Genomic DNA, 14155 nt, shown 5'->3' on the forward strand with positions numbered 1-14155 from the left:
CACCGCAAGCAGTTGGCGAGGCAGAAATTTTCGCATCAAACAATCCCCATGCAGTAGGTTTTTCGGATTGACATAAAGTTTCCTATCTGTTAGTATGATATTGTAGGAGTTTTTGTACTCTTACAACATATTTTTCCCAAAGGAGGATAGAATTATGGGATTTTTATTAGAAAAGACCGCTGTTATTACAGGCGGAGGAAGGGCTGTTCTCAGCAACGGAGGTTGTGGTTCAATCGGCTACGGCATTGCTGTTGCTTATGCAAAAGAGGGTGCAAACCTTGTTATTACAGGCAGAAATGTCAAAAAGCTTGAGGATGCCAAAGAGGAACTCGAAAGGCTTTACGGAGTAAATGTGTTGCCTGTTCAGGCTGATGTCAGCAAGGACGGCGATAACGAAAAGGTTGTTCGGAATGTTGTTGACAGAGCTGTTGAAACATTCGGCGGAATTGATGTTTTGATTAACAACGCTCAGGCCTCTGCATCGGGTGTTACGCTTGCAGATCATACAACAGAGCAATTTGACCTTGCTGTTTATTCGGGACTGTACGCAACCTTCTATTATATGAAGGCTTGCTATCCGTACCTTAAAAAGTCAAAGGGAACGGTTATAAACTTTGCTTCGGGTGCCGGACTTTTCGGAAACTTTGGTCAGTGTGCATATGCCGCCGCAAAAGAGGGAATAAGAGGTCTTACAAGAGTTGCCGCCAACGAGTGGGGCAAGGACGGAATCAATGTCAACATTGTCTGTCCGCTTGCATGGACTGCTCAGCTTGAAAAATTTGAGCAGGCTTATCCCGACGCATTCAAGGCGAATGTAAAAGTGCCGCCAATGGGACATTTTGGTGATGTCGAAAAAGAAATCGGCCGTGCCTGTGTTGCACTTGCATCACCTGATTTCAAGTATATGAGCGGCGAAACCATCACCCTTGAGGGCGGAATGGGGCTTAGACCGTAGTTCTATTTCAAGAAAAATTCTTTTATTCTGTTATTCGGTAAATCATTAAATAAAATTAAAAAACATACTAATATGAGTATTGAATTTTTTGTTCATATGATGTAATATCAAGTTACGGAGTACATACAAATATTACTTTGAGGTGATTGTATGGGAATTTTTGATATAAAGAACACAGATATTTTCAGCAAGGACTATGACTCTGCAAACGCATGGCTTGAGTATAACATTTTTAATGAATGTACAAAGGACGAAAACGGAGAGTCATTTGATGAATCTGATGAAAATAATTTTTGGGATTATTTGAAGAAAAACAAATAATAGGTTACAAACAGCGACCGCAGAGTGATATGCTTTGCGGTCGCTTTTATGTGTTGTTCACACACAAGGACACTCGGCATAATATGAGGGTGTAGAGAATAACTTGATTTACGGGTGTTGTGTATGAAAAAGAGCGACATAAGAACATTTGGCATAATCGGCGGTGACAAGCGACAGCTTTTTCTTGCAAAATCAATTTCTGACAGCTGTTACGATGTTTTACTCGGCGGATTTGACAGGCTTGAAAGCCACGGTTCATTGAGCCTTTGCAATGTTAAAAAGGCAATTTCGGAAAGTGATGCATTGATTTTTCCATTGCCGTCAATAAGGACAGACGGCAGTCTTAACACTCCGTTTTCAAACGAGAACATTTTGCTTGACGGTGACGATATTGAAATTATCCTTAAAAAGCCTGTTTTCACCACGATGAAAAGTAGATTTTTAAAGGCATATCCAAGGCTTTCCGACGGTGAAATTTTTGATTACGGAGCAAGAGATGATTTTGCAATTCTCAACGCATTGCCTACAGCAGAGGGTGCAATTGAATGTGCAATGAGAGAATATGAGGGAACGATTTCGGGCAGTAAGTGTCTTGTTGCGGGATTCGGCAGAATCGGAAAAATTCTTGCTCACAAGCTTGTTTTACTCGGAGCAAATGTTACCGTGAGCGCAAGAAAGCCGTCAGACCTTGCATATGTAAAAGCACTCGGTTACAATGCACTTAATACGGAAAATCTCAGAACGGTAAAGCGGTTTGACATTGCTTTCAACACAATTCCGAAGTTGATTTTTGACAGGGAACTTCTTATGAATACCGACACAAACACCCTTATTATAGACCTTGCGTCCCTGCCGGGAGGGGTTGATTTTGATACCGCCGAAAAACTCGGAATTTATGCCGTTAGGGCATTGTCGCTCCCCGGAAAATGTGCTCCGAAAACGGCAGGAGAAATTATAAAAACTACTGTATTTGACATCATCAAGGAGGTTTACAGGTGACAAAAGCAACCATAGGATTTGCAATGTGCGGTTCCTTTTGCACCTTTTCAAAGGCTTTTACGCAAATGCAGAGGCTTGTTGACTCAGGCTATGATGTTATTCCGATAATGTCGCAAAATGCCTTTTCAACATCAACTCGTTTCGGAAAAGCGGAGGAAACGGTAAAGAGGGCAGAAGAAATAACGGGCAAAGATGTTCTGCACTCGGTTGTGCAGACAGAACCGATAGGACCTAAAAAAATGTGTGATTTGCTTGTGATTGCACCGTGTACGGGCAACACGCTTGCAAAGCTGTCGCTCGGAATTACCGACACGGCGGTAACAATGGCGGCAAAATCGCATCTGAGAATTTTAAGACCTGTGCTGTTGTGCGTTGCAACAAATGACGCTCTCGGTGCGTCGGCACAGAACATCGGCAGACTTCTCAACACGAAAAACATTTACTTCGTTCCTTTAAAACAGGACGATTGCATCAAGAAACCAAATTCGCTTGTGGCTGATTTTGATAAGCTTGAAGATTGCGTAACCCTTGCATTGCAGGGAAAACAACATCAGCCGATTTTTTTATAACAGAACAACAGCCGTCTTGAAATGCAAATTTTCAAAACGGCTGTTATTTTATGTTTGGATTGTCTGTGCGACAGGTCAGATAATCAAGGCTTGTGCCGTAGTAGTCGGCAAGTTTAATAAGCAGGGAGAGAGGGATTTCTCTTTCGCCCCGTTCATATTTTGAGTACAGCGACTGGTCGCACATAAGAACCTTTGCAATTTCTTTTTGCGTAAGGTCATTGTCCTCACGCAAATCTTTTATTCTCAGTTTCATTTCATCACCAAATAAATTATAAAATAGTACATAGTGTCCTATTGATTTTTAGGACGAATTGTCCTAAAATATAATTACCGGAAAACGGGAAAACAAACGGCATTGTCTTTGCGGTACTCATATTCATATAATCGCATTTATCATAAATTGTGTGTTATTGTTTGCACAAGTGTCCAATGAACTCCAAATACAAGATGATGATTGCTTTGGAAAATTTAATTTACTTTAAATCAGAGTGTTGCTTAAATAAAAATCATATTTTATCTGTATATATCTTGACAAATACCGCAAAATGCAGTAAACTAATGTCATAAAAATCCCGAAGAGCATCTTCGGGACGAATAGCTTGCCGATTTAATTTCGTGTACAGCTTGGCGGATTTTTACTGTCAGTCAATCCCAAAATATAGTCGGTGCTGGTGTGATAATGTTTTGCGAGGCAAATTAATACAACGGTGGGGATATCACGCTGACCAAGTTCATAATTGCTGTAAACCTGTTGTGAACAATGCAGAATTTTGCTAACTTCTTTTTGCGTAAGGTCGGCATCTTCCCTCAGTTCCCTGATTCTTTTATACACAGAATTCACCTCGCATACAGTATAGCATACCGCAGATTGTTGTATTGCAATATACCGCAAAATGCAGTAAAACGGCAATGGTATTTTGGGTTAATTTTTAAATAATTATTCAGAGGGGAATGGTGTTTAAAACAAAAATATTAATCTTGCATATCAGATAAAACAATAAAATGATGGAGGAAATTATGAGAAAACATTCAAAATTTATTACGATTTTGCTGTCCGCTTTGTTGGCGGTATGTCTTGTGCAGACAGTATTCGTTCAGGCATTTGCAACCGAAAACTCAGCAACACCTGACGAACCTACAGAGGATTTGTATCCTGTTTCAATGGAAGTTGTTAAAGCACCCGAAAGCGTTACCGTCCGTGGCGATGAAATTACTGACAGCACTTTCTGGAGCAAAGTTGTACTTCATATCGTTTACAGCAACGGTAAAGAATATGATGTAAACTGTGACGGCATTGACGACGACGGTATTGTTCCGCCGATTGCCGAGATTGACGGTTATGCAGGCAGAATAAATGTTGAGGGCTGTGACATTTGGACTGATACTGTCGATTTTACTGTAGATTATAGTTATGCCACATATGATTGGTCTGATAATTCTATTTCAGCGAAGTTTTCTGTTAAGCAAGTAGCAGATCCACATTCTATTACAAGACTTGAAGTTACTAAGCTCCCCGATAAGGTATTCACAAAGCCCATTTACACAGGCAGTCTTGATGATATTTCAGCAGAGGATTGGGATAAATGGATGAATTCTCTTGATGTTAACAATTCTATTTCTAATCATCTTGACGGTATGGAACTTACATTCTATCATGCAAACGGCGAAAAAGGCAGTGTGGTAGTTAATAGTTCAAATCTTGAGATAGGTAATAATTCGCCATTGTGGGCAGATTATGTAGTAGCGAATGTCGATGAATACGGAAACCCTCTTTACTTTAAAGTGCACGATGAGGGCGATTACAAATTTTCGATATCTTTAAACAATGAAAGTGATAAAACGGTTTACACAGCAAAATCGGTAGATAATCCTAACCCGTCAATTAAGCCTGTAAGCACAGAGGACACTCCTGCAAAGCCTGAAAAGCCGAGCGATAACATTTCATCCGCAACAAGTGATGTTGCAACAAAAGACAATGCAAACAATAACAACACCACAAACGGCACAGCCAACAACGGTGTTGTTGCAACAGGCGACTTTGCAACTCCTGCAATTATTGCTACAGTTATGATTTTGGCGGCAGCGGTTATGTTTGTTCTCAAAAGAAAACATACATTTTAATTTAGTCTAATACTTCCATTTTATGTTTATGGGTATTTAACTTAGAGGAAACACTCGATTGTATGATCGGGTGTTTTTTCTGTATGATGAATGTTGCGGTTCGCCGCTACAGAATGGCATTATCTTTGCGGTATTTATATAATCGTATTTATCATAAATTCTGTGCCGTTACTCGCGGGCGCCCAATGGGACGCCCCTACAGAATGGTATTATTTTTGTCCCTTTTATAAGGTTTGTATTACCGTAATGTTTGCACTTTTACTTTTTGGCGGTCACAGACCGTTGATACAAAATTAAATTTATAACAAAACTGCACAAAAATTTATGGATAAAGACAGCGTGGGGTATTGCTCATGCTGTCTTTTTGTGTTAAAATTGTAGATAACAAAATGAAATAACGAAGGATTTGTCTATGAAATATTGTTCAAAATGCAAGCGACTGCATAATGATGAAGAAACAGTCTGCAAAAACTGCAAGGCTCAGCTTAAAACAATAACCGATGAAAACACTCCCGTGTATCTGCTCACGGCATCGGGCTTTGAATTGCAGAGAGTTAAAGCCGCACTTGAGGACAACACCGTTCCGTGTGACGCTACAATCAGAAAATGTGCTGAAAACAGATACAACGCAAATGCCGCAACAGGCTATGACAGTTCATCTTACGATGTTTATGTTCCGTATTCGGCTTATGAAAAAGCATTTGACACCTGCGTCGGAATCGGCGCAATTAAGCTTGAGAACGAAGAAATTCTTGACAGTGACGCGGAATATTCTGAGAATAAAGGCGACACGCTTGATGATAAGTTCGAGAAGATGACAGGTGCAAAGCGTACTACATTCAGGGTTATAAGTGCCGTTATTTTTCTTTTGCTTATTGCGCTTGCCGTATTCGGTACAGATGCGATAATGAACCTTATTAAAGGATTTTTCGGATAATTCGGTATCCGATTTTGAGATAAAATGAGTTAAAAATGAATGAAATTACGGAGGATTTTTTACAATGAAACAGGAAACAAAGTGTTTGCATTCCGGCTATGTGCCTAAGAACGGAGAACCAAGACAGATGCCCATTTATCAAAGCACCACTTTTAAGTATGATTCAAGTGATGCAATGGGCAGACTTTTTGACCTTGAGGACAGCGGTTATTTTTATACCCGTCTTCAGAATCCGTCAAATGATATGACTGCCGCAAAAATTGCCGACCTTGAGGGCGGTGTTGCCGCAATGCTCACATCAAGCGGTCAGGCGGCTAACTTCTTTGCACTTTTTAACATCTGCGAAACAGGCAGTCACATTGTTGCATCGTCTGCAATCTACGGCGGTACATATAATCTGCTCGGTGTTACAATGAAGAAAATGGGCATTGATGTTACTTTTGTCGATCAGAATCTTCCCGAAGAAGAGCTTGCAAAGGCATTCAGACCAAACACAAGGGCAATGTTCGGTGAAACAATAACCAACCCGACCGTGTCTGTTCTTGATATTGAAAAGTTTGCAAGACTTGCTCACTCACACGGTGTTCCGCTTATTGTTGACAACACTTTTGCAACTCCTGTCAATTGTCAGCCGATTAAGTGGGGTGCTGACATTGTTACTCACTCAACCACAAAATATATGGACGGTCACGGTGTTTCTGTCGGCGGTGCAATTGTTGACAGCGGCAACTTTGACTGGCTGAAATATGCCGACAAATATCCGGGACTTACAACTCCCGATGATTCATATCACGGCATTGTCTATGCCGAAAAATTCGGCAAGCTCGGCTACATTACAAAGGCTACTTCTCAGCTTATGCGTGACCTCGGTTCAATCCAGTCACCGCAGAATGCTTTTTATGTTATGAACGGTCTTGAAAGTCTTCATGTGAGAATGGAAAGACATTGCAAAAATGCTCTTGAAATTGCAAGATTTCTCAAAGCCAATGACAAGGTTGCGTGGGTTGATTATCCCGACCTTGAAGATGACAAATATCACGCACTTGCTGAAAAGTATCTTCCGAACGGTTCATGCGGTGTACTTTCTTTTGCGGTTAAGGGCGGAAGAGATTGTGCAGTTAAATTTATGGACAGCTTAAAGCTCTGCGACATTGAAACTCATGTTGCAGACGCAAAGACCTGTATTCTTCATCCCGCAAGCCACACCCACCGTCAGATGACGGATGAACAGCTTATTGAAGCAGGTGTTGCACCCGACCTTATCAGACTTTCGGTAGGTCTTGAAAATGTTGATGATCTTATTGCCGACATCAGTCAGGCTCTTGATAAGATTTAATTTTCTTTAAAAGAAATTACACATAAAATTGCAAAATAAATTTACGGAGGGTTGAATATGTCAGCTTTTGTATCTGCGGTTATTGTTGCGGCAGGCGGTTCTGTGAGAATGGGAATTGCCGACAGCAAGCAGTTTATTCCGCTTTTGTCACGACCTGCAATTGAATACACCCTGAAGGCATTCCAAAAATGCCACCTTATAAAAGAAATTGTAATTGTCTGCCGTGAGCAGGATAACGACAGAATCAATAAAATTATCGAGCTTAACGGTTTCAGCAAGGTTTCAAAACTCGTCAAGGGCGGTGACAGCCGTGCCGACAGCGTGCGCAACGGAATCGGTGCGTGCAGTGAAAATGCCAAATACTATGCTATTCATGACGGTGCAAGACCGCTTATTACTGTTGAAGAAATTGAGCGTGTTGTTGAGGCGGCTTTTGATACGGGTGCGGCAACTCTCGGAACTTCCGTAAAAGATACAATCAAGGTTGTTGACGGTTTCAATATTATAGAAAGCACTCCTATCCGTTCACAGCTCCGTGCCGTTCAGACTCCGCAGGTTTTTGAGCGCGATTTGTACCGCTTTGCTCTTGAAAATGCCGGCGATAATCTCATCAACTTTACAGACGACTGCTCGCTTATTGAAAATATGGGCGGCGAGGTTCTTGTTGTAAAGGGCAATGAGGAAAATATTAAACTGACAACCCCGATTGACATTGTGATTGCCGAGAGTATTCTCAAGTCAAGACAGCAGGGTTGATTGTGCAAAGGAGATTTATATGAGAATCGGTCACGGATATGATGTGCATAAATTTGCCGAGAACAGAAGGCTGATAATCGGAGGCACAGAAATTCCTTTTGAACTCGGACTTCTCGGTCATTCGGATGCCGATGTGCTTGTTCACGCAATTATGGACGCACTTCTCGGTGCGGCGGCTCTCGGTGATATCGGAAAGCTGTTTCCCGATACGGATGAAAAGTATAAGGGCGCAGACAGCATTCTTCTTTTGAAAGAGGTGTGCCGTGTGCTTGCCGAGTACAACTACAGAATTGTCAATATCGACTCAACTGTTATTGCTCAACAGCCAAAGCTGAAACCGCATATTGACGAAATGAGAAAAAATATTGCCAATGCCTGCGGAATTGATGTTTCGCTTGTCAGCGTTAAGGCTACTACCGAGGAAAAGCTCGGCTTTACAGGCAGACTTGAGGGCATTTCCGCTCACGCAGTTTGTCTTATTGAGCAGTACTAAAAAGTTACAGCTTTAAAAATGCACATATTTTATTACATACATTCGACACCTTGTTCATATTAATGAACGAGGTGTTTTTTATGTTAAGAAAGGCATTTGTTTCAATAACATTGTGTGCAGTGTTTTTATTGTTGCCGTTTGTCGGATTAAAAGTGAATGCTCTCAGTGCGGAAAGCATATCCGCTCCGTCTGCCGTGCTTATGGAATCGTCAACAGGCAAAGTCCTTTTTGAAAAAAATCCACATGAGCAAAGACCGTGTGCGTCCGTAACAAAGGTAATGACGCTTTTGCTCGTCTTTGAGGCTGTTGACAGCGGAAAATTAAGCCTTGACGATGAAATTACGGCATCCGAACACGCCGCAGGAATGGGTGGAAGTGACATTTGGCTTGAAAAAGGCGAAACCATGAGTGCGGATGATATGATAAAGGCAACGGTTGTGGTATCTGCCAACGATGCGGCAGTTGCGCTTGCGGAGCATATCAGCGGAAGTGAGGACGCTTTTGTTGAAAAAATGAACAGCCGTGCCAAAGAACTCGGAATGAACGACACCGTTTTCAAAAACTGTAACGGACTTGACGAGGATGGGCATATAACCTCTGCCTATGATGTTGCGCTTATGTCAAGAGAGCTTACAAAGCATGAGAAAATTTTTGACTACACATCAATTTGGCTCGACAATCTTCGCGGCGGTAAAACTCAGATTGTCAACACGAACAAGCTGTTGAAAACCTATAACGGAATTACGGGATTGAAAACAGGCACAACCAACGATGCGGGTTGCTGTATGTCTGCAACCGCAACAAGGGGAGATGTTTCGCTGATAAGCGTTGTTCTCGGCTGTAAAACAGGCAAAGAGCGATTTGCAGATGCGGCGGCACTTCTTGATTACGGCTTTGCGAATGTTTCTGTAAAAGAATTAACACTTCCCGAAGATATGCCGAAAAGCATTGATGTAAACGGCGGTATGACCGACAGCGTAAAGCTTGAATGTAAGGTTTCTTCAAAAATAGTGGTTGACAAAGGAAACGGTGCTAAAATTACAACCGAAATCGACCTGCCCGACAAGATTGACGCTCCCGTTGAAAAGAATAGGAAGATAGGTACGCTTACATATCTTGTCAATTCAAAAAAGGCGCAGAGCTTTGATATTTGTGCAGGCGATTCTGTTCAAAAAACAAGCTTCGGCGCATTGCTTGAATATGTGTTCGCCTCGCTGATTTCCCTTTGATTTTATCGGAAAATCAAGCGTTTGTGCATTGTTATTAAAAGCAGTGCAAAAAACAATGCGGGTTTATTTTAAAAATTCACAAATTGACCTTGCAAAAACGCTCATATTATAGTATAATAAAACAACAAAGATACTTATTGCGATTCTATTTTCGCTATAGGAATTTTGGAGGAATTTATAAATGGCAACAAAGTTAAATGACAAGTATTTAAGTGATTTTATCGGCGAACACGAATATGACGGTGTTGCTGCCGAAGTTAAAGCAGCTCACAAGGTGTTGCATGACGGCAGCGGTCTCGGCAACGACTTTTTGGGTTGGCTCAATCTTCCTACAGATTATGACAAGGAAGAGTTCGCACGCATCAAGAAGTGTGCAGAGAAAATCAAGAAAGATACTGATGTATTCATTGTAATCGGTATCGGCGGTTCTTACCTCGGCGCAAGAGCGGCTATTGAATTTCTTTCATCACAGAACTACAACCTTACCTGCAAGGACACACCGCAGATTTTCTTCACAGGTAACTCAATCAGTTCATCTGCACTTGCAGAAATCATGGAGCTTTGCGAGGGCAAGGATGTTTCCGTAAATATGATTTCCAAGTCAGGTACAACAACCGAGCCTGCCATCGCTTTCCGTGTGTTCCGTGAAATGCTCGAAAAGAAGTACGGTAAAGAGGGCGCAAGAGAGCGTATTTACTGCACAACTGACAAGGCTAAGGGTACACTCAAGGCTCTTGCAGACGAAGAGGGCTACGAAACATTTGTTGTTCCGGACGATGTAGGCGGTCGTTTCTCGGTTCTCACAGCAGTAGGTCTTCTTCCTATCGCAGTTTCGGGTGCTGATATTGACGCTCTTATGCAAGGTGCCGCAACAGCTCAGAAAGAATTTGACAACGATGATTTAAAGACAAACGATTGTTACAAATATGCTGCAATCAGAAATATGCTTTACCGCAAGGGCAAAACTATGGAAGTTATGGTTTCTTATGAGCCGGCTTACACAATGATGTCAGAGTGGTTCAAGCAGCTCTTTGCAGAGAGTGAAGGCAAGGATAACAAGGGTATTTTCCCTGCAAGCGTTATCTTCTCAACAGACCTTCATTCACTCGGTCAGTACATTCAGGACGGCAGACGCACAATGTTTGAAACTGTTGTTCTCTTTGATAAATGTAAAAAAGAAGTTACTCTCGGTACAGACCCGACAAATGTTGACGGTCTTAACTTCCTTTCGGGCAAGACAATGGGATTCGTAAATCAGAAGGCTTTCGAGGGTACAGTTCTCGCTCATAATGACGGCGGTGTACCGAACATTGTTCTTAATGTTCCCGAAATGAACGAATCAGAGCTTGGCTATCTCATCTACTTCTTTGAGAAGGCTTGTGCAATTTCAGGTTATATGCTCGGTGTTAATCCGTTTAACCAGCCGGGTGTTGAAAGCTACAAGAAGAATATGTTCGCTCTTCTCGGCAAGCCGGGCTATGAGGATCAGAAGGCCGCTCTTGAGGCAAGACTCGGATAATTTCTTAATAAAGTATAACAACGGAGGAACTAATTATGGTTACTTTACTTATCGGTAAAAAAGGAACAGGCAAAACTAAAAAGCTCATCTCTCTTGCTAACGAGGCTGTTGCCGCTTCAACAGGCAATGTTGTTGTAATTGAAAAGGGCTCAAAGCTCACATATGATGTTACACATAAGGCAAGACTTATTGATACAGAGCAGTATCTCATCAGCGGTTATGATATGCTTTTCGGTTTTATCAGCGGTATCTGTGCAGGCAATTACGATGTTACTGACATTCTCGTTGACTCAACATTCAAGATTTGCCCCGAGGCTCTTGCAGGTCTTGAAACCTTCACAAAGAAGCTTCAGGATCTTGCCGAAACTGCATCAACTAACATTGTTCTCCTTATTTCTGCTGACGAAAGCGAAATTCCGGAGTCAATCAACGCTGTTTGCCGCAAGGTTTAATTGATACTTAAAAACAAATTTATCCCTCTCGATTTTCGGGAGGGATTTTTGTATATACAACTGTATAAATTTAGCACCTCAGTCAATAATAGAAACGGAGGTGCTTATTTATGAGCGATTATTATAACAGGAACAGAAAGAAGAAACGCAGCCGCCGTGAAAAAATCGGTTTCTACACAGCTTGTTCAATTTGTCTTATTGCCGTTTGCATGGCGGTGTATTCAACCTACAATACATTATCGGTTCCAAATACCAAAACTACGACCGTGACACAAAGCAATGAGGTTAAGGTCAATGAAAATGTTACGGGCGTAACCCAAACCTTGCCCGAAGTCAAGCTTGATGTCGAAGTTCCGACAATTGTTGCAACCGAAGAACCGGCAACAAATCCGACGGAAAGTTCAAAAAATGCTCTTGAAACAATGCTTTCAACAGATTTGAGTCTGAACTATCCGCTTAATTCAAATAACATTGTTCGTGAGTACAGCGAAAAAAGTGTTTATTTCAAAACTTTGAATGTGTGGAAACCGCACACGGGAGTTGATTTCGGCGGCAACCTCGGTGATGATGTAGAAGCAATGACCGGCGGAGTGGTTACTAATGTGTGTGACGACAAAATGCTAGGCAAAATTGTTGAAATTTCAACAGAGAATGTTGTCTGCCGTTACTGCGGGTTAGGGTCGGTTAATGTGAATAAAGGTGATTCGGTTGATGTGGGCTATAAAGTCGGTACAATAGGGGCAGTTCCTTTTGAAGCGGGGGATGAGAATCATATCCACATTGAGGTGAAGATTGACGGTAAATATGCCGACCCGCTTTCTTTCATAAATAACAATGAATAATTGAAATTTTATTGCATACAATATTATTGCAAGCCCTCGTTTCGTTTTAAGGGGCATCAAAAAGGCGGATACTTCTAAGTAAGCATCCGCCTCATTTTTATGATTTTATGTCAATGATAAGAATCACGATTATTAAATTAAAATTCCTAAATTAAAAGTGATTATCTTTCGCTCTCGTGCCATTCTTCGTTACCAAAGATAAAATCATCAAGATCCATAATGACAAGTTTCATATAGTACACCTCCTTAATAAAACAATATAGTATATTCAGGAAATGATCGAATATGAGTATTATTTTTTGTTTGAGTTACAAATGTTAATGTAACTGATAATAATGTCAACGGCCTGATCAACTGTCAGGTTTGTGCTGTTAAGGCACAAATCATAGTTGTCCGGAAGACCCCATTTCTTTCCTGAATAAAAACTATAGTAATTTGCTCTGTTTTTGTCTGCCTTCAAAACTGCCTGTTTTGCTCTGGCAGGGTCAATGTCCTGTCTGTCAACAGCTCTTTTAATTCGCTTATCAAGATCAGCATAAATATATACCTTCACAAGTTTCGGATTATCCTTAAGAACATAGTCGGCGCATCTACCGACAACGACGAAATTTTCCTTTTCTGCAAGCTGCTTGATAATCTTGTGCTGTAAAATATAAAGACGGTCATTAACCGGCAGGTCACCGACTGAAGAAAAGTTGTTACCGTAATTGTACAGTCCCACAGACAATGAATACAAAAGACTGTTGGTAGCTCTTTCGTCAGCGTGCTTAAACACCTCAGGAGAAACACCGCTCTCTTTAGCGGCAATAGAAATGAGCTCCTTATCATAAAACGATATGCCAAGCTTCTCGGCAAGAGCTTTACCGATATCGTGTCCGCCGGAACCATACTGTCTTGTGATGGCAATAATTTTATCAAAACTCATAACTAAACCTCCCGGTATTTGCAATTTGTAAAGTTGTACAGCAGTGACATTAAGTAGCTAAATGTCAAAACTATATCGCTTTACATATACTATAATAACACATTTTTGCGAAAAGTCCAGTCTGTAAAAACAAATTTTACGAAATTTGTACAAAACGAACAAATAAGTCTTATCCAAATTATATAAATGCACAATATAATTGGGTGTGAAATTACATTTAAAGGATAAGAACAAATTTCTTTTTACATATATATGCATATGAAGAGGGATTCAGCGTGTAAAAAGGCAGAATAATAGTGAAAAGGCATTAAAAATCAGATAGAAGAAAGAATAATATGGAAAATTTGCCGATAATGTAAAAAAGATAAAGAAATTGTCAAAAAGGGGTTTACAAAAGAAGGAAGTGCTGATATAATATCAACTGTTGCGCTGAGAGGCGAGGCAGACAAGAGAAAACACGGACGGTGAAAGAGTGTAGAACGCACGGAAGCGGAGGGTCAACATTCAGAAAGTAATCAAAAGTGTTGCTCGGTTTTGATTTTAAAAGCTGAAAAAACTTTTTAAAAAACTTTTAAAAAGAGCTTGACAAAATCAAAACAGTGTAGTATAATAACTCTTACACTGCTGAGGTGTGCGACTTCAAATGAAGAAAGCAAACAAGCCTTGAAAGTGCGTAGGACCTTGAAAATTGAACAACGAGA

The 14155-nt window shown here is 40.9% G+C and carries 16 protein-coding genes; 13 read left to right on the top strand and 3 right to left on the bottom strand.

The window, feature by feature from the left end; translation table 11 throughout:
• The first annotated feature begins 154 nt into the window (after nt 1-154).
• The 4 genes from RBATCC27255_RS01415 (at nt 155) to RBATCC27255_RS01425 (ending at nt 2844) form a co-directional block, all read left to right on the top strand.
• Nucleotides 155-955, top strand: a complete 801-nt coding sequence (locus tag RBATCC27255_RS01415; protein ID WP_101028405.1) for an SDR family NAD(P)-dependent oxidoreductase — start codon at nt 155-157, stop codon at nt 953-955.
• A 150-nt stretch (nt 956-1105) separates the two neighbouring features.
• A complete protein-coding gene (locus tag RBATCC27255_RS10370; RefSeq protein WP_021883252.1) occupies nt 1106-1276 on the top strand; it encodes a hypothetical protein in 171 nt (56 codons plus the stop codon).
• A 123-nt stretch (nt 1277-1399) separates the two neighbouring features.
• On the top strand, nt 1400-2275 hold the full coding sequence (dpsA, locus tag RBATCC27255_RS01420) for a dipicolinate synthase subunit DpsA (RefSeq protein ID WP_101028406.1): 876 nt from the start codon (nt 1400-1402) through the stop codon (nt 2273-2275).
• Nucleotides 2272-2844 carry a dipicolinate synthase subunit B gene (locus RBATCC27255_RS01425; protein ID WP_101028407.1) on the top strand — a complete coding sequence of 191 codons (573 nt, stop codon included), beginning with the start codon at nt 2272-2274 and terminating at the stop codon, nt 2842-2844. Before dpsA ends, RBATCC27255_RS01425 begins: the two co-directional genes overlap by 4 nt.
• A 43-nt stretch (nt 2845-2887) precedes the next feature.
• Here RBATCC27255_RS01425 and RBATCC27255_RS01430 read toward each other — a convergent pair whose 3' ends face one another.
• Both RBATCC27255_RS01430 and RBATCC27255_RS01435 read right to left on the bottom strand, forming a co-directional pair.
• The gene (locus RBATCC27255_RS01430) at nt 2888-3097 is read right to left on the bottom strand and encodes a helix-turn-helix domain-containing protein (RefSeq protein ID WP_101028408.1); all 210 of its coding nucleotides are present in this window, start codon (nt 3095-3097) and stop codon (nt 2888-2890) included.
• Nucleotides 3098-3451: 354 nt separating this feature from the next.
• Nucleotides 3452-3676, bottom strand: a complete 225-nt coding sequence (locus tag RBATCC27255_RS01435; RefSeq protein WP_101028409.1) for a helix-turn-helix domain-containing protein — start codon at nt 3674-3676, stop codon at nt 3452-3454.
• Between the two features lie 185 nt (nt 3677-3861).
• Here RBATCC27255_RS01435 and RBATCC27255_RS01440 point away from each other — a divergent pair, with 185 nt between their 5' ends.
• The 9 genes from RBATCC27255_RS01440 to RBATCC27255_RS01480 all read left to right on the top strand — a co-directional run bounded on the left by RBATCC27255_RS01440 (nt 3862) and on the right by RBATCC27255_RS01480 (nt 12529).
• Nucleotides 3862-4965 (top strand): hypothetical protein, encoded by a 1104-nt coding sequence (locus tag RBATCC27255_RS01440; RefSeq protein WP_101028410.1) that lies wholly within the window; start codon nt 3862-3864, stop codon nt 4963-4965.
• Between the two features lie 412 nt (nt 4966-5377).
• On the top strand, nt 5378-5902 hold the full coding sequence (locus tag RBATCC27255_RS01445; RefSeq protein ID WP_101028411.1) for a hypothetical protein: 525 nt from the start codon (nt 5378-5380) through the stop codon (nt 5900-5902).
• Between the two features lie 64 nt (nt 5903-5966).
• Nucleotides 5967-7238, top strand: coding sequence for an O-acetylhomoserine aminocarboxypropyltransferase/cysteine synthase family protein (locus tag RBATCC27255_RS01450; protein WP_021883259.1), 1272 nt, complete (start codon nt 5967-5969; stop codon nt 7236-7238).
• A 57-nt stretch (nt 7239-7295) separates the two neighbouring features.
• The gene (gene ispD, locus RBATCC27255_RS01455) at nt 7296-7994 is read left to right on the top strand and encodes a 2-C-methyl-D-erythritol 4-phosphate cytidylyltransferase (RefSeq protein WP_101028412.1); all 699 of its coding nucleotides are present in this window, start codon (nt 7296-7298) and stop codon (nt 7992-7994) included.
• 19 nt (nt 7995-8013) lie between these two features.
• Nucleotides 8014-8487 carry a 2-C-methyl-D-erythritol 2,4-cyclodiphosphate synthase gene (ispF, locus tag RBATCC27255_RS01460; protein ID WP_101028413.1) on the top strand — a complete coding sequence of 158 codons (474 nt, stop codon included), beginning with the start codon at nt 8014-8016 and terminating at the stop codon, nt 8485-8487.
• A gap of 80 nt (nt 8488-8567) precedes the next feature.
• Entirely contained in the window at nt 8568-9716 is a 1149-nt protein-coding gene (locus RBATCC27255_RS01465) for a D-alanyl-D-alanine carboxypeptidase family protein (protein ID WP_101028414.1), read from the top strand.
• Between the two features lie 181 nt (nt 9717-9897).
• Nucleotides 9898-11235 (top strand): glucose-6-phosphate isomerase, encoded by a 1338-nt coding sequence (locus RBATCC27255_RS01470; RefSeq protein ID WP_015522771.1) that lies wholly within the window; start codon nt 9898-9900, stop codon nt 11233-11235.
• 35 nt (nt 11236-11270) lie between these two features.
• Nucleotides 11271-11687: a hypothetical protein gene (locus tag RBATCC27255_RS01475; protein WP_015522772.1), complete on the top strand. Its 417-nt coding sequence runs from the start codon at nt 11271-11273 to the stop codon at nt 11685-11687.
• Between the two features lie 110 nt (nt 11688-11797).
• Nucleotides 11798-12529, top strand: coding sequence for a M23 family metallopeptidase (locus RBATCC27255_RS01480; RefSeq protein ID WP_101028415.1), 732 nt, complete (start codon nt 11798-11800; stop codon nt 12527-12529).
• Nucleotides 12530-12821: 292 nt separating this feature from the next.
• Here the strand turns inward: RBATCC27255_RS01480 and RBATCC27255_RS01485 are convergent, their stop codons facing one another.
• On the bottom strand, nt 12822-13454 hold the full coding sequence (locus tag RBATCC27255_RS01485) for a cytidylate kinase-like family protein (protein ID WP_101028416.1): 633 nt from the start codon (nt 13452-13454) through the stop codon (nt 12822-12824).
• Nucleotides 13455-14155: the final 701 nt, after the last annotated feature.

Origin of the sequence: Ruminococcus bromii (assembly GCF_002834225.1) — a bacterium.
GTDB classification, from domain to species: domain Bacteria; phylum Bacillota; class Clostridia; order Oscillospirales; family Acutalibacteraceae; genus Ruminococcoides; species Ruminococcoides bromii.